Source organism: Runella sp. CRIBMP (assembly GCF_009905605.1).
In the GTDB taxonomy this organism is placed as follows: Bacteria; Bacteroidota; Bacteroidia; order Cytophagales; family Spirosomataceae; genus Runella.
On record NZ_JAAAKZ010000002.1, the window covers coordinates 61,529 to 80,187 of the forward strand.

General features: G+C 43.3%; 17 protein-coding genes. 11 read left to right on the forward strand and 6 right to left on the reverse strand.

Annotated features, from left to right (window positions below):
• Positions 1–185 precede the first annotated feature (185 nt).
• Together aroB and GVN20_RS05325 are read left to right on the forward strand one after the other, a co-directional pair.
• Positions 186–1,214: a 3-dehydroquinate synthase gene (gene aroB / locus GVN20_RS05320; protein ID WP_166557351.1), complete on the forward strand. Its 1,029-nt coding sequence runs from the start codon at positions 186–188 to the stop codon at positions 1,212–1,214.
• A gap of 101 nt (positions 1,215–1,315) precedes the next feature.
• On the forward strand, positions 1,316–1,885 hold the full coding sequence (locus tag GVN20_RS05325) for a DUF4136 domain-containing protein (protein ID WP_114065726.1): 570 nt from the start codon (positions 1,316–1,318) through the stop codon (positions 1,883–1,885).
• A gap of 87 nt (positions 1,886–1,972) precedes the next feature.
• Here GVN20_RS05325 and GVN20_RS05330 read toward each other — a convergent pair whose 3' ends face one another.
• Both GVN20_RS05330 and GVN20_RS05335 read right to left on the reverse strand, forming a co-directional pair.
• Complete coding sequence (locus GVN20_RS05330; RefSeq protein ID WP_114065725.1) at positions 1,973–2,353, reverse strand: co-chaperone GroES family protein; 381 nt, start codon at positions 2,351–2,353, stop codon at positions 1,973–1,975.
• Between the two features lie 76 nt (positions 2,354–2,429).
• Entirely contained in the window at positions 2,430–2,978 is a 549-nt protein-coding gene (locus GVN20_RS05335) for a hypothetical protein (RefSeq protein ID WP_166557352.1), read from the reverse strand.
• Between the two features lie 166 nt (positions 2,979–3,144).
• Between GVN20_RS05335 and GVN20_RS05340 the strand changes: the two genes are divergently transcribed.
• Positions 3,145–4,332, forward strand: coding sequence for an acyl-CoA dehydrogenase family protein (locus GVN20_RS05340; protein ID WP_166557353.1), 1,188 nt, complete (start codon positions 3,145–3,147; stop codon positions 4,330–4,332).
• A 63-nt stretch (positions 4,333–4,395) separates the two neighbouring features.
• The gene (locus GVN20_RS05345) at positions 4,396–6,057 is read left to right on the forward strand and encodes a glycosyltransferase family 39 protein (protein ID WP_166557354.1); all 1,662 of its coding nucleotides are present in this window, start codon (positions 4,396–4,398) and stop codon (positions 6,055–6,057) included.
• Positions 6,058–6,128: 71 nt separating this feature from the next.
• On the opposite strand, the gene GVN20_RS05350 is transcribed toward GVN20_RS05345, so the two are convergent.
• Positions 6,129–6,581, reverse strand: coding sequence for an NUDIX domain-containing protein (locus GVN20_RS05350; RefSeq protein ID WP_166557355.1), 453 nt, complete (start codon positions 6,579–6,581; stop codon positions 6,129–6,131).
• Positions 6,582–6,849: 268 nt separating this feature from the next.
• On the opposite strand from GVN20_RS05350, the gene GVN20_RS05355 reads away from it, so the two are divergent.
• The 3 genes from GVN20_RS05355 to mfd all read left to right on the forward strand — a co-directional run bounded on the left by GVN20_RS05355 (position 6,850) and on the right by mfd (position 11,749).
• Positions 6,850–7,302, forward strand: a complete 453-nt coding sequence (locus tag GVN20_RS05355) for a hypothetical protein (RefSeq protein WP_166557356.1) — start codon at positions 6,850–6,852, stop codon at positions 7,300–7,302.
• Between the two features lie 109 nt (positions 7,303–7,411).
• The gene (locus GVN20_RS05360) at positions 7,412–8,137 is read left to right on the forward strand and encodes a hypothetical protein (protein WP_166557357.1); all 726 of its coding nucleotides are present in this window, start codon (positions 7,412–7,414) and stop codon (positions 8,135–8,137) included.
• Between the two features lie 222 nt (positions 8,138–8,359).
• Complete coding sequence (mfd, locus tag GVN20_RS05365) at positions 8,360–11,749, forward strand: transcription-repair coupling factor (protein ID WP_166557358.1); 3,390 nt, start codon at positions 8,360–8,362, stop codon at positions 11,747–11,749.
• Between the two features lie 123 nt (positions 11,750–11,872).
• On the opposite strand, the gene GVN20_RS05370 is transcribed toward mfd, so the two are convergent.
• Complete coding sequence (locus GVN20_RS05370; protein ID WP_166557359.1) at positions 11,873–12,667, reverse strand: hypothetical protein; 795 nt, start codon at positions 12,665–12,667, stop codon at positions 11,873–11,875.
• A gap of 90 nt (positions 12,668–12,757) precedes the next feature.
• Here GVN20_RS05370 and GVN20_RS05375 point away from each other — a divergent pair, with 90 nt between their 5' ends.
• Positions 12,758–13,267, forward strand: coding sequence for a DUF6265 family protein (locus GVN20_RS05375; RefSeq protein ID WP_229598981.1), 510 nt, complete (start codon positions 12,758–12,760; stop codon positions 13,265–13,267).
• Between the two features lie 118 nt (positions 13,268–13,385).
• On the opposite strand, the gene GVN20_RS05380 is transcribed toward GVN20_RS05375, so the two are convergent.
• Positions 13,386–14,486: a nitrous oxide reductase family maturation protein NosD gene (locus GVN20_RS05380; protein ID WP_166557360.1), complete on the reverse strand. Its 1,101-nt coding sequence runs from the start codon at positions 14,484–14,486 to the stop codon at positions 13,386–13,388.
• 343 nt (positions 14,487–14,829) lie between these two features.
• Complete coding sequence (locus tag GVN20_RS05385; RefSeq protein WP_166557361.1) at positions 14,830–15,708, reverse strand: phosphodiester glycosidase family protein; 879 nt, start codon at positions 15,706–15,708, stop codon at positions 14,830–14,832.
• Between the two features lie 225 nt (positions 15,709–15,933).
• Here GVN20_RS05385 and GVN20_RS05390 point away from each other — a divergent pair, with 225 nt between their 5' ends.
• The 3 genes from GVN20_RS05390 (at position 15,934) to GVN20_RS05400 (ending at position 18,659) form a co-directional block, all read left to right on the forward strand.
• Positions 15,934–16,503 carry a YcxB family protein gene (locus tag GVN20_RS05390; protein ID WP_199563288.1) on the forward strand — a complete coding sequence of 190 codons (570 nt, stop codon included), beginning with the start codon at positions 15,934–15,936 and terminating at the stop codon, positions 16,501–16,503.
• 419 nt (positions 16,504–16,922) lie between these two features.
• Positions 16,923–17,696 carry an alpha/beta fold hydrolase gene (locus tag GVN20_RS05395; RefSeq protein WP_166557362.1) on the forward strand — a complete coding sequence of 258 codons (774 nt, stop codon included), beginning with the start codon at positions 16,923–16,925 and terminating at the stop codon, positions 17,694–17,696.
• Positions 17,697–17,834: 138 nt separating this feature from the next.
• Complete coding sequence (locus tag GVN20_RS05400) at positions 17,835–18,659, forward strand: 1-acyl-sn-glycerol-3-phosphate acyltransferase (RefSeq protein WP_114065702.1); 825 nt, start codon at positions 17,835–17,837, stop codon at positions 18,657–18,659.

Here is an 18,659-nt window from a genome sequence, read left to right on the forward strand (position 1 = left end):
TTTCAAATAGTACATTAACCGTAACAAACAATCCCGCGCTGTACAGTGCGGGATTGTTTGTTAAATATAGCTTTCCAAACTGGTTTTTATGTCAAAAAACCAGTTTGGAAAAACCTCAAAGAATATCCTAAGCACGTTTTTACCGTAAAAGTTTTACATTTGAATTTCTAATTTAACACGCACGTATGTCTGTAACCATCGCTCCAATTCAGGAAGGGCTCGCGGCTTTTTTAGCGACCAAAGAGTATTCGAAATATGTGGTCATTGCCGATGTCAACACCCGTAAACACTGTTATCCTCGCCTAAAACCGTATTTGCCAAAGCACCATCTCATCGTTGTTCCAGCGGGTGAACAACATAAAAACCTAACCACCTGCGAACAAATATGGAGTGAGATGACGCGCTTGGAACTTGACCGACACGCGGTCGTTTTTAATCTCGGTGGCGGCGTAATCGGTGACATGGGCGGGTTTTGTGCGGCTACCTATAAACGGGGAATTGATTTTGTGCAGATTCCTACCACCCTGCTTTCTCAGGTGGATGCCAGTGTTGGCGGGAAGCTAGGAATAGACTTTCAGGGATTTAAAAACCACTTGGGCGTTTTTACCCAACCAAAAAATGTTTTAATCGACGCATCCTTTTTGCAATCCTTATCGTATATCGAACTAAGGTCTGGATTTGCCGAGATTGTGAAGCACTGTTTGATTGCCGATGCGGCTAAGTGGGAAGAAATTCGCAAAAAAGATTTTGAGGAACAGAGTTGGCCCGACCTGATTGCGCATTCTGTAGAAATCAAGAAAAAAGTGGTGGCCGAAGATCCAACGGAGAAAGGCTTACGCAAGATTTTGAATTTTGGTCATACCATTGGGCACGCGGTAGAAACTTATTTTCTCAACAAGCCCCCCAAAGAACGTCTACTGCACGGAGAAGCTATTGCGGCGGGTATGGTAATGGAGGCTTACGTGGCGTACCGAAAAAAAATGATTGATTTACAAACATTAGAACAGATTGAGGAGTTTATATTCTCGGTATACGGCAAAGTAGCGTTGCAAATGTCGGATGTGGCTACGGTGATTCAGTTGGCGCAGCAGGATAAAAAGAACAAAGGTGGGGAGCTGCGTTTTTCATTGTTGACTGGTGTGGGGAGTTGTGGGTTTGATATTAAAGTAACACCTAGTGAAATTCAGCAGGCCATCGCGTATTACGTAGGATAATTTATAATTGCTAAGATTTACAATAAATAATTTGCTTTTGTAGAAAATTTCGTATTTTTATCCAAACAAAAATGGTATAACACCAAACTCTAACATCCATCATGAAGCTTGCTAAACTTTTACCTTTTGTGTGCGTCGTTGTGTGGGCGGCGGGTTGCAATACCAATCGTCGAATTTTTGTGGAGCACGATTACAGTTATGAAACTAACTTTAAAGCCTACAGCACATACGCCTTTTTGGAATGTGAACGTGATACGGGTAACGTATGTACTGAAGTATACAATGCCATCCACCGACAAATGCAGGCACGCGGTTATCGCCTCAGCACAAGCAAGCCCACGCTTCTGGTAAACTACGGAATTTTCTACGACAACTTACGCTATCAGGGATACATGCAGCCCGTTATCAAAAACTGGGTTGATACAGAAGATGATTCTTTTAAATACGAGCCGATTCGCTACTCATTAGACAAAGGGACGATTATTATTTCTCTGATAGACGCCGACACCGATCAGGTGGTTTGGAGAGGTTATGCCGCGGGTATTTTCAAAAACCCCAATGCTGCCAACAGCTACTACCGAAACGTAGTTCGGTCTATTTTTGATCAATATCCCCTCTTTGCTTCTGGCTATGACCCCCGTGGTGGTGGCCCTCAAGAAAGCGGAAGATAAAAATTACATCCCCATATTCATCAAAATAGTAATTCCCTGCGTTGATTTTATCAAAATCAACGCAGGGAATTTTTTTGTTGCCCCATTCTAATTGAACAAATCTTCGATGCGTTCGAGCATCAGGATGGCTGATTGAGGAACGATGACGTATTTCTCGTCTCCGTACATGACGTCGATGGCGTTGCGTTGCAGATATATGGCCACATCGCCTTCCTGCGCTTGCAGCGGCATGTATTTTACCTTTTCCTCAGTTTCTTTCCAAGGCTCGTCTTCGGTAGGGGCAGGAATCGGAAATCCAGGCCCTACTTTAATGACATACCCGGTCTGTACTTGTTCTTTTTCGGTAACGGTAGGAGGGAGATACAACCCCGTTGGCGTTTGGTCTACGGGATTTTTGGGTTTAATCAGAACGCGGTCGCCTACCACGATGAGGCGTTTAAGCTTATTGTCTGAGGTTACTTCTAACATGTTTTAAATGATTACTGATGATAAACCTTAGGGTTCGCCATCCTTTAACGCAAACTTTTGAAAAAAAGTTGAGCAATTAAAGAATCACTTTGCGACGGAAGGGGGGCAGACTAAGTACGTAGGCCGCATTTTCATCACCGAGTTCAACGGCTTTGGACAAGTCCTTTTCGGCTTGCGAAAGCTGATGTAATTTCATACGAGCAAGGGCTCGCCAACGGAGCGCTTGTGGTTCTTCTCCGCGCGAAAACCAAACGGCTTTATCGAACGATAAAAAAGCGGTTTCGTATTCTAGCAATTGATAATGGGCCATTCCTTTTTGCAAATGCACTTCTGACAGCGTATTATCAAAACTCAGGGCTTCGGCAAAATCATAGAGGGCAGAGTAGATATTTTGTTCTTTGAGGTTACACTGACCACGATAGGCGTAAGCGATGGCTGATTTGCGGTACTCCTTAATTTTTTGGTTAAAATAATCGTGTGCTTTGGTATATTCTCCGTTGTTGTATAATTCAATACCTTCGGCTAAGCGTTTTCGCTCTTTTTCGGCAGGCGTATCGTGGTCGGTAAGATAATACCGAAGTACAAGGTAAGGAATCAGTAAAAAAATCAACAAAAACGTTTCCACGATGTTTGTGCGGTAATCGGTGGTAGCTAAAGTTACAATTTCATAACGTTTTGAATATGACTTTGGTTACAGGTTTCGACGAATTTTGTGAAATTAGGCAGATTTTGTGGTAATTTTGGGCATCGTACCTACGTAATAACATTTACCGATTTACTGTCCAAAAATCATGAGTACTACTTTATCAACATCGACACGACAAACCGATTTTTATCAACTAGATGACTTGCTGACCGAAGAGCATAAGATGGTTCGGGACGCGGTTCAGCAAATGATTAACCGCGATGTGCGGCCCATCATCGAAGAGTATGCCCAGAAGGCGGAGTTTCCTGCTCATTTGATTCAAAAGTTTGCCGAAATCGGCGCCTTTGGCCCAACCCTGCCGATTGAATACGGCGGTGGTGGACTTGATTATATTTCGTATGGTTTAATGACTCAAGAAATCGAACGATGTGATTCGGGAATGCGCTCAACCGTATCGGTGCAAAGTTCGCTCGTGATGTGGCCAATTTATGCGTACGGCTCGGAAGAACAGCGCCAGAAATACCTGCCCAAATTGGCTTCAGGTGAAATGGTGGGTTGTTTTGGCCTTACAGAGCCCAATCATGGCTCAAATCCAGGAGGAATGTTGACCTCCTTTAAGGATGCAGGCGACTACGTCGTGTTGAATGGTTCAAAATTGTGGATTACTAACTCCCCCGTGGCCGATATTGCGGTAGTATGGGCCAAAAACGAACAGGGACGGATTCGCGGATTGATTGTAGAAAAGGGAATGGAAGGCTTTTCAGCACCCGAAATTCATAATAAATGGTCGCTGCGAGCGAGTGTTACGGGAGAACTGGTATTTGATAATGTGAGGGTGCCCAAAGAAAATATTTTGCCCAACATTGAAGGCTTACGTGGGCCGCTTGGCTGCCTCGACAATGCCCGCTACGGCATCGCATGGGGCGCTATTGGCGCGGCTATTGACTGCTATGAAACGGCATTGAAGTATTCATTAGAACGTGAACAATTTGGCCGACCCATTGCAGGGTTTCAATTGCAACAGAAAAAGTTGGCCGAAATGTTGACCGAAATCACCAAAGCGCAACTATTGACTTGGCGACTAGGAACCCTCAAAAACGACGGGAAAGCCACCACCGCCCAGATTTCAATGGCCAAACGTAACAATGTCGACATGGCACTGCACATTGCGCGCGAAGCCCGACAAATGCTCGGAGGAATGGGCATCACGGGCGACTATCCCATTATGCGTCACATGATGAACCTTGAGTCGGTTATTACCTACGAAGGCACACACGACATACATTTGTTGATTTTAGGACACGAAATTACGGGGATTCAAGCCTTTAAATAAGGTACCAAAATAGATTTGAACATTAGTCATGATCGGCAATGCGTTGCCGTTTAAACCCACTTTATGCGTTGGAATAATAAGTATTTGCCCTTTTTAGGACTCATTGTGGTCTATATTATCGGAGCCGTAAAGATTGATATTATGGATATTGATGCGGCCCAATATGCCTCTATTGGCCGCGAAATGGCCGATAATGGTCAGTTTTTAGAAGTTCAATTTCGGGGAAAAGATTATTATCTGGACAAGCCGCCGTTGCTTTTTTGGCTTTCGGCCCTTGTATTTAAAGTGATTGGCATCTCAAATTTTTCTTATCGACTGATTCCGATTCTCTCCACGCTATTGGGCATGTACGCCCTGTATCGGTTTTGTAAATTGTACTATTCGGAGCGTACGGCTTATATTGCTGCGTTGGTGATGGGAAGCTGTCAGGCATTCTTTCTGATGAACCATGATGTACGCTGCGATACGTTGCTCACCAATTGCGTCATGGTTTCTATTTGGCAAGTAGCTGAATACGTTAAAAGCCGAAATTGGAAAAACTTTGTAATTGGTTTTGTCTTTGCTGGACTGGCAATGTTGGCCAAAGGGCCCATCAGTTTGATTGTGATTGGAGCCGCTTTTTTCGTTGATTTTATCTTAAAACGACAGTGGAAACAGCTCTTTGATTGGCGTTGGCTGCTTGGGCTACCAATTATCGGGTTGGTTTTATTGCCATATTGCATCGGGCTTTATCGTCAGTACGGTTCAGATGGACTTTATTTCTATTTTTGGGAACAAAGTTTTGGACGGATTACGGGCGAGAGCGAGTGGGACAACAGCCCCGGCCTTTTTTTTCAATCGCATAATTTTCTGTGGAGTTTTTTGCCGTGGGTTCTGGCATTTATACCTGGCCTTGTGACGAGGGTACGGGACATCATCAAACAACGATTTTTGCTTCCTGTGGCCGACGAAGCGATTTCGGTAGGAGGTTTTGTTTTGCCATTTATGGCACTCTCTACGGCTCAATACCAATTGCCGCATTATACATTTGTGGTATTTCCGTTGGCGGCCGTAATGACCGCCCGTTTTTTGGATAAACTCATTGAGCATCCCGAAGCCTCGTCTTTTAGTTGGACCCGCATTGGGTTAATCGTGACTTCGTGTGTGATGCTTATTGCCATCGTTGGACTTTGTTTTTGGGCGTTTCCACTGCAAAATATCCCTTTGTTGACTGTCGCGGTTTTGTTTTTTGTTCTGATTGTGCGCCTATACAGTGGTAAGCGGCCTGGCTTTTCTCAATTGGTTTTTGCTCCATTTCTGACGGGCCTTGGCATCAATCTGCTGATGAACGCCCATTTTTACCCAAGTATATTGAAATATCAGGCTGGGTCGGTGATAGGGCAGAAAGTAGCAGAAGATTACTCCGCAAATGTTTCGGACTTTTATATTTATGAATTGGCACCTGCCGATGAATACAATATTTTTCACAGTGCCTTGGATTATTATACCCAACGTACTACGCCCGTTTTACGCTCTCTAAACGAAGTAAAACAGCATTTTAAGCCTAAAAGTACCCTTATTTACACCGACGAGCAAGGCTTGAAATCGCTAAATAAGGCGGGACTTCGGTTTAAGGAAGTGCACAAGGTCCAAAATTTCCACGTAACGGGGTTAACATTGCCCTTTTTGAATCCTGCTTTACGCGCCACCGAAACTCACCCTCGGTATTTGTTAATGGCCGATTGAAAAAGAAGCCTACCGTGATAAATAAACTTGCACGAAGCAGTCTCTTAATTTTAAGGGACTGCTTCGTTGTTTTAGCGAATAAAAACCTGACTTGTTTGACTCAGGGCATCTCGCAACCAATACGGATTCATTAGGGCAAGGTTATCTGGCAGTTGGTCAGTTTTGAAAAATTGGAGTTCTAAAGTCTCCTCTCTTGAATAGTCTTTACTTATCATTTCCGTCAATTGGGCTTCAAAGTAAGTCGTCACGTATTGGATTGACCTGTCAGGATAATGGTACGTTTGAGACGCGGGAGCTGAATAAACGCCAATTAAGCGTTTGATGTGTGCTTCTCTATTTGTTTCTTCCCTGATTTCTCGAAGAATGGCACTTTCGACTGTTTCGCCAAATTCAACATGTCCCGATATAACACCCCATTGGCCGACATCTCTTCGCCTTTGAAGCAGAATCTCTCCCTGCTCGTTAAATATTGCGGCTGCCACGGCGGGAAATAGGGTTTGTTTTTGTTCAACGGTTGGATTCATAGCATGTTTTGAAAATAGAACGTTAAAAAATGGGTTTGGATATATTACTCAAAAATATCAATAGTGGCAAGCCTCCCAGTTATTTCCCCATATAACCCCAATATGCTTTCTAAGTAACTGCTTGACCATACCCCGGCATGAAGTTTTAATGCTTTTTAAAGTAAATCTAATTAGGTGCTTCTATCGGTTCAAAAATAACCCATAGGTTAAAAGAGTTTTTTTTGATTCTGGTAAGGCCGTTTTATAAAAGTAAATTATTTATTCAAACATGAAAACCTTAGATATTTTAAGTTTATTAACGCTCAGCGTTTTAGTAGCTTGCACGACCCAAGGCAGTGAAGGCACGGCGGCTAATAATGAAGGGGTTGAGATGACTTCAAACTGTTATATGTATACCAGTAAAAAAGATACCATTCAGATGAACTTGCTTCGGCTGGGCAATAAGGTAAGCGGTGATTTGGCTTATAAATTGTATGAAAAAGACCTCAATCAAGGCACCATTGAGGGGGAGGTAAGGGGAGATACCCTACTCGTTAATTATATCTTTAATTCAGAAGGTACAAACTCAATTCGGCAAATAGTATTTCTCAAACAAGGCGATAATTGGGTGGAAGGCTACGGGGATATTGAAGTAACTGATGAAAAAGTGAACTTTAAAAACCCAAAAGCGTTAAATTTTAATAGTACTTTAATTTTAAAAAAAGCAACTTGCGGGAAATAAAAAGTGGCTTTTCTTAAGTACTTTCGTCAAAAGAAAAAGTCGTTTTAAGTGTGTATCGGCACAATTAACGCAAAATGCTATCGTTGAATTACAAAATTTAAAATCAAGTATGGTTCGTTTTTGGGGATTAGTAATTGTTATATCAGGGTTGGCAATGGGGGCTGCCCAGGCGCAGGATTACGACCGATTTTCGATAAATATTGCGGGGGGCAAAAGCCTTTCTGTGCGCGAGTTGGCTACCAAAGTCTTTGGAAGAACAAGAGGAGGTGAGCTTGCCGACGATGGAATCGGTGCTCAGTTGGTGTTGGCATATTATCCCACCCGCCGATTGGGGTTGGCTACCCGTTTTTCATACAATCAAAACCGAACCCGCGAGGAAGGAATAAAATTGATTGCCTCAGCAAACTATGGAGTAGAAAATCCCGTGGTTGAATCTACCGAAGGTTGGAACGCCACGAGTGCCATGATTGGCCCTTCTCTGCGATTGGGGGGGCGAAGATTGGGCTTGGAAGGGCGCTTGCTGGTGGGTTACGCCGTGGTCAACAGCCCAATGTTTGTGACTACAGGGTCCTACCAAAAATACAATATAACGGTAAGTACCCAAACGCAAAACTCGGCTGATTGGGCGTATGGGGCAGGTGCAACGCTTAATATTGGCCTCATTGGTGGCCTTTCGATGGTGGTTAATACCGATGCTACTTTAATCAGCACAACTTTTAGAAACGTTAGTAATCAAATCACCACGGCGGGTTTTCCTACTGTCAATCAGCTTGTTGATATTGAGCAGCACGTTGGCGTTCTCAATGTGACGGGCGGCCTGCGATTTGCTTTCTGATTTTTTTAAATCTTTTTTGTTTTACATTTGTTATAACTAAAGAGCCGATGAGAGAAAACCCCTCGTCGGCCTTTTGCTGTTTGATGGTGTTTGTCTATTTGGCGGAAATTTTAAGCATCGTTTGCTGCAAAAAAAGTCTCTTAACTAACTGATTATTAGTAATATAAAGTTGCCACTTAACAATTAACTGCGCGGCTCAACCCTTCGCGCTTCAGTACATAAATGCTTTCAACTCAAGACTTTCTTAAATTATATTCGGACGATGCCCTCGTTCAGATGATTATCAATCAGATTTCTGGTAAACAACCCCACGTTCAGGTCAAAGGTTTGGCGGGGAGCTTAGATGCGGTGTTGCCAGCGGTAGTATATCAACACCTGCCAAGGCTGTGCTTGTTGGTGGCCAGCGACCGCGAAGAAGCCTCCTACTTTCAAAATGACCTGCAAAATCTGTTGGGGCGTGAAGTGCTGTATTATCCCACTTCTTACAAACGACCGTATCACTACGAAGAAATTGAGAATGCAAATGTTTTGATGCGGGCTGAAATTCTGAATAAACTCAACGTGACAGCGCCGCAAGAATTGGTGATTGTGACCTATCCAGAAGCATTGTTTGAAAAAGTAATCAACAAACGTTCGTTGTTGTCCAATACCTTTTCGGTGAAAGTGGGCGAGCGGTTGGATGCGCAGTTTTTGCGCGAATTTTTATTGGGCTATGACTTCGAGATTACAGATTTTGTGTACGAAGCGGGGCAGTTTTCGGTGCGTGGGGGAATTATTGACGTGTTTTCGTACGCGAGTGAGTATCCTTACCGGATTGAATTATTTGGCGACGAGGTGGAAAGCATTCGTTCTTTTAATCCCGAAACCCAGCTCTCAGTGGAGAGTGTCAACCAAGTAAATATCATCCCCGATATTCAGAATAAACTCACGCTCGAAACCCGTGAGTCTTTCCTTAACTTTCTGCCTAACAACGCGTTATTGTGGTTTAAGGACGTGGAGTTGACATTGGAAGTGATTGAAGAATGTTACGAAAAAGCCGAAAAAGCCTTTGAAACAGTCAAAAGCGGTGACATTCAAATGGTAGCCGACCCCAATCAGATTTTTGAGACTAGGCGTGGTTTTCTGAATCAGATTAAGACATTTAAAACGATCGAATTCGGAAAGCGTTTTTATTTTAAAGATACCAACTCCAAAAGCGAAGACGAATCTGGGCCCTCCAACGGCCAACGGAATGAGACCAAAATTCTGTATTCGTCCAAGCCACAGCCTTCTTTTAACAAAGATTATAAACGACTTATTGACGATTTGTCGGAGCGGCAGCACCAAGGTTATACCAACATCATTGCGGCCGAGTCGCCCAAGCAATTGGAGCGTTTGGAGCGAATTTTTGAAGAGCTAGACCCCTACGTGAGGTTTAGACCCATGAATGTGTCATTGCGCGAAGGGTTTATTGATGAGCAACTCAAAATCGTCTGTTACACTGATCACCAAATCTTTGTAAGGTTTCACAAATACCACGTCAAAGAAAAGTTTAGTAAGTCTAAAGCGTTGACGTTGAAAGAGTTAAAGTCTTTAAAGTCAGGCGATTATGTTACGCATGTCGACTATGGTATCGGACGATTTGCGGGTATGGAAAAAGTAGATGTGGGCGGTCGAGAGCAGGAGGCGATTCGGCTCATTTACCGCGACAACGACATCCTGTTTGTGAGCATCCATAGCTTGCACAAAATTGCCAAATATACGGGCAAAGAAGGCACCGCCATTACGATGAGCAAACTGGGCTCGCCCGAATGGGAGAATAAAAAATCGAAGGTAAAACGCCAGTTGAAAGACATTGCGCAGGAATTGATTGCGTTGTATGCCAAACGTCGCTCGGCCAACGGATTTGCGTTCTCCCGCGATACTTACTTGCAGGCAGAACTAGAATCGTCGTTTTTGTACGAAGATACCCCCGACCAAGCCAAATCAACCCAGGATGTAAAGGACGACATGGAAAAACCGCATCCTATGGATCGTTTGGTGTGCGGAGATGTGGGTTTCGGGAAAACTGAAGTCGCCATTCGGGCCGCTTTCAAGGCCGTTACCGATAGCAAACAAGTGGCCGTACTGGTGCCCACGACGATTTTGGCGATGCAACATTACAAAACGTTCAGCGAGCGTTTGGCCGATTTTCCAGCGCGGGTCGAGTATATCAACCGATTCAAATCCGACAAGCAAATCAAAGAAATACTGAAAGAAGTGGAAGCGGGGAGGATTGATATTTTGATTGGTACCCACCGAATTGTGAATAAAGACATCAAATTCAAGGACTTAGGGCTGCTGGTGATTGATGAAGAACAAAAATTTGGGGTAAAAGTAAAAGACCGATTGAAGGAAATGCGGGTTAATATTGACGTTCTGACGTTGACCGCCACGCCTATTCCGCGTACGTTGCATTTCTCGCTCATGGGCGCGCGCGATTTGTCGGTGATTGGTACGCCACCGCCCAACCGTCAACCAGTTACGACGGAAGTTCACGTTTTTAATGAAGTATTTATTCGGGATGCCGTCAGTTATGAGTTGAATCGGGGCGGACAGGTGTTTTTTGTCCATAATCGAGTAAACGACATTGACACCATCGGTAATATTATCATGCGATTGGTGCCCGAAGCCCGTATCGGGGTGGCACACGGTCAGATGGAAGGCGAAAAGCTTGAAAAGGTGATGATGAAGTTTATTGAAGGCGAATACGATGTGTTGGTCAGTACTAATATCATAGAGTCGGGGATTGATATTCCCAATGCCAACACCATCATTATCAATTCGGCGCATTATTTTGGAATGTCGGATTTGCACCAAATGCGCGGTCGGGTAGGGCGGAGCAATCGCAAAGCTTTTTGTTATTTATTGACCCCCCAAATATCCCATTTAACCTCCGACGCCCGCAAGCGTTTGCAGACCTTGGAGGAGTTTTCGGAGCTTGGCGACGGTTTCAAAGTAGCCATGCGCGACTTGGACATTCGCGGGGCGGGAAACCTCTTGGGAGCCGAACAAAGCGGTTTTGTCAATGACCTTGGCTATGAGATGTACCACAAGATTTTGGACGAAGCTGTGCAGGAGTTGAAGCAAACGACCTTCAAAGATTTGTTTGATTTGGGAGAGATTGCAGAGGTGGTCAGAACCGACTGCCAGATTGAAACTGACTTGGCAATTTTAATTCCGGACTATTATGTGAAAAATATTTCGGAACGTTTGTCGTTATATACTCGTCTGGACAACATCAGTAGTGAAGATGAGTTAAGTGCGTTTGGTGATGAGGTTACAGACCGCTTCGGTCCGCTCCCTGAGGAAGTGAAAGGTTTGATAGAGATGGTGAGAATCAGGTGGATGGCCGAAGCGCTTTTTATGGAAAAATTGACGCTGAAAAATAATACGTTGAAGGGATACTTTCTCACAACAGGCAACGACGCCTTCTTCCAGTCCGATAAATTTGGCCATATCATTAGCCACATTCAGCGAAATCCAAAACGTTTTTCTTTAAAAGACCTCAAAAACAGGTTGTTAGTGACTTGTTCAGAGGTGAAAAACATCTCCGAAATGCGAAAGATTATGGAAGAGCTGACGATTGTATAATCCATTAATCGTTTTTTCTTACATCTCCAGTAGACATTATAAAAAAAAGAGGAATTTATTCCAATTGTTATCTCCAAAATGGTTTGTAATCTTGGAATGAATAATTCGGAAGACTGTAACAAATTATTCAATCTTCGAAACCACCACATAATTGTCATTTCGGGTAATACCATAAAATATAACAGCATTTTTAGCACTTTGGTCAAAAGCAAACGCTTGTCCTTCGCTGATGGTGGGGATGGTCTTTAGATAGCGCAGAGTAGGCCCCCGCTTGGGCAGTTGAAGCACGTACATTTCGGGCTTGTCGTGGCCCGTACAATACAACAGTCCGTCTTTTCCCCATGCGCCGCCCGAAGTACTTTTGGGGGCAAATGATGTTAAGACCTCTTGCGGAAAGGCCCACGACTCCACTTGCTGCCATTGCGCCGTGAATTTTACCAAAGTCGTCCACCGATTGTCGCGTCCGCTGTCCATGTTTTTATCAGAATAGTTGGCAAACGCCACCCACCAATGGCCCTGATGAAAATCAATCCACGTGGCCGAGCCCGGAAACAACCCAAAACTGTGGGTATCTATGTGATTGAGCGTGGCCGCGTCAAATATTTCAATGGAACTCGCCATGGGTTTGTCGGGGTAATTGGAGTTGGCGCAGTAGAGTTTATTACCTATAATGATACCGCTGTTGAGGTGCTTGAATATCCCCGTTGTGTCCTTCCAATAAGCTACCTGTTTCCCGTCGGTTTTGGTATGTTTGGTAATGGAACTGTTGTTGATAACGTAAAAATGAACAGCATCCACAGCTACGCCCTGTTTTACTTCTTTCAATTGAAAACGCCTGATTTCTTTGGCTTGCTGGGCTTGGACGGTGGCTGAAAAGAGCACCATAAAAAAGACGAAAGCACAATAGGATTTATTCATAAGGCAGTAGTTTGCCGTAAAGGTAAAAGTAATTTTTAGCGTTGGCCGTCTTATAGAGGCAATTTAACTACTAAAAGTCACATAACTTAAATGATCTCTTTGACACGCATCCGTACCAAATCTTTCATTTTTATTTTGGTAACTCTTTTTCAATTTTCTGGCCATTCGCAATCAAAAACGGCATCTTTACAAGACGTGGCCTTTATGCAGGGTCATTGGTTAGGAAACTTCAATGGCGGGCCGATTGAAGCCTTTTGGGCGGCTCCTGCGGGCGACAATCTCACGGGTTTTATGCGGATGATGAAGGAAGACAAAGTCACGATGTACGAAATGTTGGTTTTTGAACAAACCGCCAATGGTCCCATCGTCTTGGTTAAACACTTCAAACCTGGCCTCATTGCGTTGGAAGAAAAAGAGATTTCTGACCGTTATAGTTTTATAGAGGCCAAAAAGGGTCAGGCGCTTTTTGAAAAACAAGACGGCTCGGTGCGGATTATTTACGAAAAACGCAGCGAAAACCAATTGGTCATCCAACGCGGCAAACAGGAAGGCGGAAAATGGGTATTTGTTGACTTGTTTGTTTTTAATCGGGTGAAGTAACTGATTTTTTTAGAAATCACCTGAATCAGCATAAAATCGCACCGGAGGATGTATCTCCTCCGGGGCGATTTATTTTATAGCCATTGAAATCACAAAGAAGTTTCCTATCAGCGGAACACTACAAGCCTTGCGTACAAATAGCGGTATTGTTTTTAAACGTATTGCTTAACAGATCCGTGGCTAGATTGACAATATCACAAAATACATTACCCTGCGCAGTGTTATTAAAAATAGTATTACTTGTTGCAGGCCCGCTGATGTAGAAGCCATATGTCTGATTGTTATTAAAGGTGTTGTATGGCCCTATTTTGTTATTCGTGCCACTGTTAAAAACCCAGGCACCCAAGTAGCCGTTAGAGCTTATGTTATTTTTAACAACATTATTATCACAATACCCATTTACATTTGCGCCAGAATAGAGCATGACGCCCGCGTTGCTAACTGTTGGATTGTCTTCCATTGTATTTTCATTGATGAAATTATTATCACAGTTTCCCTGTAATCCAATAACACTTCCAAATGTCATCCCAGTAATATGATTATTTGAAATGGTATTGTTATGGCTACTACCGTCAACCCCTGTGCTACCAAAAAATACCCCCCAACCAGTTCCGGAAATATTGTTTCCATGCACAGTAACCTCACTACCGTTGTAATAGCGAACGGCTGTACCTCCTTTATGCGCTGGGTCTGAAATGGTATTCTGGAAGATTTTACCCCCTGTAACATTTCTGGCGTTTATGGCGTGGACATTACCTGCTCCTACCACAATCGTAAATTGCTGTATAGTAATATCATCAGCCCCTTCATTTAGCACAAACCCACCAATCAGGGTTACGTCCCCATTGGCTTTGAACTTGATACCCGGCTTTTCCACCACCACAACTTCGGTGTAGGTACCAGATTTTACTGTAATCACTGCGCCGTCGCAAGCATTGTCTACCGCCTCCTGAATAGTAGCAAAATCTGCGGGAACCTGAAGATTGTTCGTACAGGATTTTTTGGCTCGGTTCGTTTTAGCGAGACGGGCTCGTTCCGCCATTAGTATTTGTTGAAACTCCGCCATTGCTTTGGTAACATCATCGAAGATGGGCTTTCCTATGTTCTGTATTCGTTCAGTCTCCACAGAATTTAGAGCGGACTGTTGGGTAGTTACTTCATCTTTCGAGCAGCCGATGAGAAGTAAAAAAGTGAGTAGAGGAAGAATTAAGTTTTTCATGAAAATAATCATTTAAGTGTAAGGTAAAGTGAATAGAAAATGTATTCTTTAACAGCGGGTAAAGACAGCGTAAGAATCAACAAAAAAGTACTATAAAACCAGATTTCGTAGGTCCGAAACCTAAATACTATATACGTCGTCCATTAGTTAAACTTAGAACACTAAGGTAGCTCGACCACGAAGTATTGGAAATGTTGCAGGTGAAGAATAGCCAGTCTATAAATATATTAATAAAAATAATATAAATTATTATTGATAAATTATTATTTCAAGTAATCTTATTAAGCGGTAAGTGTGAATAGAAAAATGGAGTATTGAGATTTTTTTCAATTACTTCTTCGGGTCACCTCCGCTTCACCACCAACGCATTACTGACGGCTCGTTCGCCTTCGTGGTCAAACTTTTTGTTGTCGCTGGGATAGTTTACCACGCCCTTGCCCTCAATCCATAAAGTGGTGGAGCCGCCACCGTCGAGGTTGAGGGCATTGCGGCAGCCGAGTTGACGGGCCAAAAAAGTAAGTTCTGCCAAATTCATTCCGTAAGATTCTGCCGAACGGCCGTCTACTGTAATCAGCAACACCTTTTTTTTGTTGGTAATGCAGGCGCAACTTCGCGGATGGCGATTGTCATTAAAGGCATTCTTAGGGAGTACTTCATTGGTACCGTTCAACCGCAATAAAGGCCCCGACAGCATAACATTTTGGTACGGAAGTGTATATTCCCAGCCTACGGTAGATGCCCCTTTGATGATACGTAATCGATTTCGGTGGATGACGATGGCGGCTTGTCCATGAAAAGCGGCTTGGTTGCCAATGCCCAAACGGGTGGTATCCACTACCTTTCCATTCACCTTTATAAAATCAACCGAGCCACCGTTTTTTACGTCAAAAAAGCCGCCGTTGATGGCAAGCAGGGCTTGGTTTTCCTTGGCTAAGGTACTCGTGGGGCGTAATTGGCCCTGGGCTTTGTTCTTTTTGTCTAATGAATCGGCGGTGACGATGGCCCAACGATGCTTTCGACTTTTGACGGGTATTTCTAAAATATTAATGCTTTGATTGGCGTTGAAAAGCTGTTTTTCGTTGAAATGCGTTTTACGCCATTTTATTCCCCTGTCAATTTCTTGAATATCCCATTTTGCATTAAAGAGTGCAACCGAATCGGCGGCTGTTTGGGCGTGAATAGTTGTGAGGGTTGCAAACAATAAAAAGACAATGGGTTTCATTTTATTTTCTAATTTTGTGCGTTGATTTAAATAAAATCAATTTTAAAGGGTATCTATTTCAACGGAGTAAAGTTCGCAATAAAAACGACAAATAGCTGTGACAACGGCGAACCGTTGCTACGGCGAACCGTTGCTACGGCGAACCGTTGCTACGGCGAACCGTCGCTACGGCGAACCGTTGCTACGGCGACCACAATTTAATAATCAGTTAACAAAAAAACATCGATGGCAAAAGTTCCGGTAAACAAACATCAGCCTGTCTATCAAATGCCTACTTCACCGTTGGCGGTGAAGACCAAAAAATTTGCGTTGGATAAAAAGAAGTACGTCAACATTGCAATGGGTCAATTGTGGGAGCAACAAAAAATGTGGACGCTTGTACCTTTAGGCTTACTTTTAGTGAATGCTATCTTGGGGATTACGGGTGTTTATCCTAACATTTGGGCTTACATTGTCATTATCTTAGGTGCGTTGTTGTACGTTGGTTTTTGGTGGGTGCAATTCACAGGCGTTACGCAGTTAGAGCAATATAAGCAGTTGTTTGATAAGTACTTGTATGAGATTGATAGCCGTCAAATTTTGGTTAAAACCAACCCAAAAGAAGGCGGAATTATGCAGTGGGAGCAAATCAAGAGCGCTTATAGAACCAAAGATGCGTATATTTTAATGATGGCGCGCGGTCAGTTTTTACATTTTCCGCACTCTGTTTTTAATTCAGAACACGACCTTCGACTTTTTGAGCGTATTCTGAAACAGAAAAACCTGCTTCCTGATGTCAAAGAGGTGGCAAAATAAATTTTTATCTCATTTTAAGATTTTGAAGTGGCGGTGTTTTCACCGCCACTTTTTTATTTTCCTAGTGTACCCTTTGGGGAGGTAATCGCTGTATGTAGTATGTACATCAACCCTTAAATAGTCTATGTTTCTGTAAGTTATCTAGTAAAAAATATTTTTTAAGATTTTGGAATAAAAAAAGTACAATTTTAGTATGTTTGCATACAGATAGAATATTTGCTTTAAAAGCTTTATACACAAATAGTTGTAAAATTTGACTTTCGTTTAGAAAGTGTGGTATTATTCCCTGTTTAACGAAAATATCATAAAAAGGTTGATTTTAAATTAACTATATTTGTGTGTAAGTCGTCGGGAAAACAAAAGAAAACTTTAATTTCCCCTTTGATTTATCCCATATTTTTGAAACTTATTCCTTGATTATGAGCTACTTGGTAAAAGAATCTAATGGCTATCGCTACATAGATGAAGGGCAGGGAGAGGTGCTGTTGCTGCTGCATGGTTTGTTTGGTGCATTGAGCAACTGGGACGGCGTCATTAATTATTTCAAAAAAGATTACCGCATCATTATCCCGATGCTCCCCATTTATGAAATGAGTCCCCGTGAAGCGGGTCTGGAGGCATTAGTGACTTTTACGGAAGGATTTGTGGCTTCGCAGGAATTGAAAGACATGACGCTCATCGGAAACTCGTTGGGAGGGCATATTGCCATTCTTTATACACTTACGCATCCTGAGCAGGTCAGACGATTGGTATTGACGGGTAGTTCGGGTTTGTTTGAAAATGGTATGGGGGGCTCGTATCCAAAGCGCGGCAGTTATGAGTATATTTCTGAGCGTGTTGCGTATACTTTCTACGACCCCAAAGTGGCCACCAAAGAGCTGATTGACGAAGTATTTGAGACTACGTCAAGCATTCCGAAATGCATGAGCATTGTTGGAATCGCCAAGTCGGCACAGCGCAATAATGTTGCCAAGGAATTACACAAAATCGAGGCGCCGACCTTATTGGTTTGGGGACTGAATGATACCATTACGCCGCCTCACGTCGGCCATGAATTCAATCGCTTGATTTCCAATTCTGAATTATACTTCATCGATAAATGTTGCCACGCGCCCATGATGGAACATCCTGAGCGTTTTAACGAGTTGCTTGACCGTTTTTTGGTCAAACATGCTATTGCTGAATTGGCGTAGCTGCATTGCCGTAGAATAATTTTCGAGAAGAACGGAAAATTATTCTACGGCAATTGATACTCAAAACAGGCTTTTACTTGCAAATTTACGGGGTTCTATTACTTTTACGTAGTTGATAGTATTCCAACCCCGTACTCTATGACCTCCAACCGACCCCTTACTCGGTTTAGTTATCTTCCTAAATGGCTCGCATGGCTTGATTTTCTAGGCCTTCTCGAACGCGACCCCTTCGGTAATTCTTTGTTTATCAAACGAATAATGATTTCCGTTATCGGCTGGTTTACGTATTGGCGTTTTACGGTCGTGAACAAAACCAAAATTGAAGGGATTGAACACCTCGAAGACCTGCCTGAAAACGGGGTGCTGTTTTTGTCCAATCACCAAACTTATTTTGCGGACGTGATTTCGTTTTACCACATTTTTTCAAGCGTAAAATGGGGTTTTAAGAGTACCATTGTGCCTCCGTTGTATTTGTTGGCGCCCCGGGCGCGGAGCTATTACGTGGCGGCGAGCGAAACCATGAAAGCTGGGATTGTGCCTAAGTTGTTTGGCTTGGGAGGGGCGCTGACCGTCGAACGCTCGTGGCGGGCTGAAGGTCAAAACGTAAAGCGGGAGCGTGATACATCGGCTGCCAATAAGGTTTCGCAGGCGCTGGACCACGGGTGGGTGGTGAGCTTCCCGCAGGGAACGACGAGCCCTTATGCGCCCATTCGTAAAGGAACGGGTCATTTGGTGTTGGAAAATCAACCGATTGTGGTACCCGTGGTTATCAATGGGTTTCGCCGGGCGTTTGACAAAAAAGGACTTCGTTTTAAAAAAAGAAATACGACGCTAAGCATACGGTTCAAAGCACCGATTAAGTTCGACGATTCAATGAGCGTAGAAGAAATTGTGGAATGGGTCCGTAAAGAAATCGAACAGGATATACCCGAAAAAATGATTTGGATGAAGAAAGAAGAGTAG

What these genes read in the sequence shown, in the direction of transcription:
- aroB (WP_166557351.1), top strand. Translation starts at nt 186, where the DNA reads ATGTCTGTAACCATCGCTCCAATTCAGGAAGGGCTCGCGGCTTTTTTA.
- GVN20_RS05325 (WP_114065726.1), top strand. Translation starts at nt 1,316, where the DNA reads ATGAAGCTTGCTAAACTTTTACCTTTTGTGTGCGTCGTTGTGTGGGCG.
- GVN20_RS05330 (WP_114065725.1), bottom strand. Translation starts at nt 2,353, where the DNA reads ATGTTAGAAGTAACCTCAGACAATAAGCTTAAACGCCTCATCGTGGTA.
- GVN20_RS05340 (WP_166557353.1), top strand. Translation starts at nt 3,145, where the DNA reads ATGAGTACTACTTTATCAACATCGACACGACAAACCGATTTTTATCAA.
- GVN20_RS05345 (WP_166557354.1), top strand. Translation starts at nt 4,396, where the DNA reads ATGCGTTGGAATAATAAGTATTTGCCCTTTTTAGGACTCATTGTGGTC.
- GVN20_RS05350 (WP_166557355.1), bottom strand. Translation starts at nt 6,581, where the DNA reads ATGAATCCAACCGTTGAACAAAAACAAACCCTATTTCCCGCCGTGGCA.
- GVN20_RS05355 (WP_166557356.1), top strand. Translation starts at nt 6,850, where the DNA reads ATGAAAACCTTAGATATTTTAAGTTTATTAACGCTCAGCGTTTTAGTA.
- GVN20_RS05360 (WP_166557357.1), top strand. Translation starts at nt 7,412, where the DNA reads ATGGTTCGTTTTTGGGGATTAGTAATTGTTATATCAGGGTTGGCAATG.
- mfd (WP_166557358.1), top strand. Translation starts at nt 8,360, where the DNA reads ATGCTTTCAACTCAAGACTTTCTTAAATTATATTCGGACGATGCCCTC.
- GVN20_RS05370 (WP_166557359.1), bottom strand. Translation starts at nt 12,667, where the DNA reads ATGAATAAATCCTATTGTGCTTTCGTCTTTTTTATGGTGCTCTTTTCA.
- GVN20_RS05375 (WP_229598981.1), top strand. Translation starts at nt 12,758, where the DNA reads ATGATCTCTTTGACACGCATCCGTACCAAATCTTTCATTTTTATTTTG.
- GVN20_RS05380 (WP_166557360.1), bottom strand. Translation starts at nt 14,486, where the DNA reads ATGAAAAACTTAATTCTTCCTCTACTCACTTTTTTACTTCTCATCGGC.
- GVN20_RS05385 (WP_166557361.1), bottom strand. Translation starts at nt 15,708, where the DNA reads ATGAAACCCATTGTCTTTTTATTGTTTGCAACCCTCACAACTATTCAC.
- GVN20_RS05390 (WP_199563288.1), top strand. Translation starts at nt 15,934, where the DNA reads ATGGCAAAAGTTCCGGTAAACAAACATCAGCCTGTCTATCAAATGCCT.
- GVN20_RS05395 (WP_166557362.1), top strand. Translation starts at nt 16,923, where the DNA reads ATGAGCTACTTGGTAAAAGAATCTAATGGCTATCGCTACATAGATGAA.
- GVN20_RS05400 (WP_114065702.1), top strand. Translation starts at nt 17,835, where the DNA reads ATGACCTCCAACCGACCCCTTACTCGGTTTAGTTATCTTCCTAAATGG.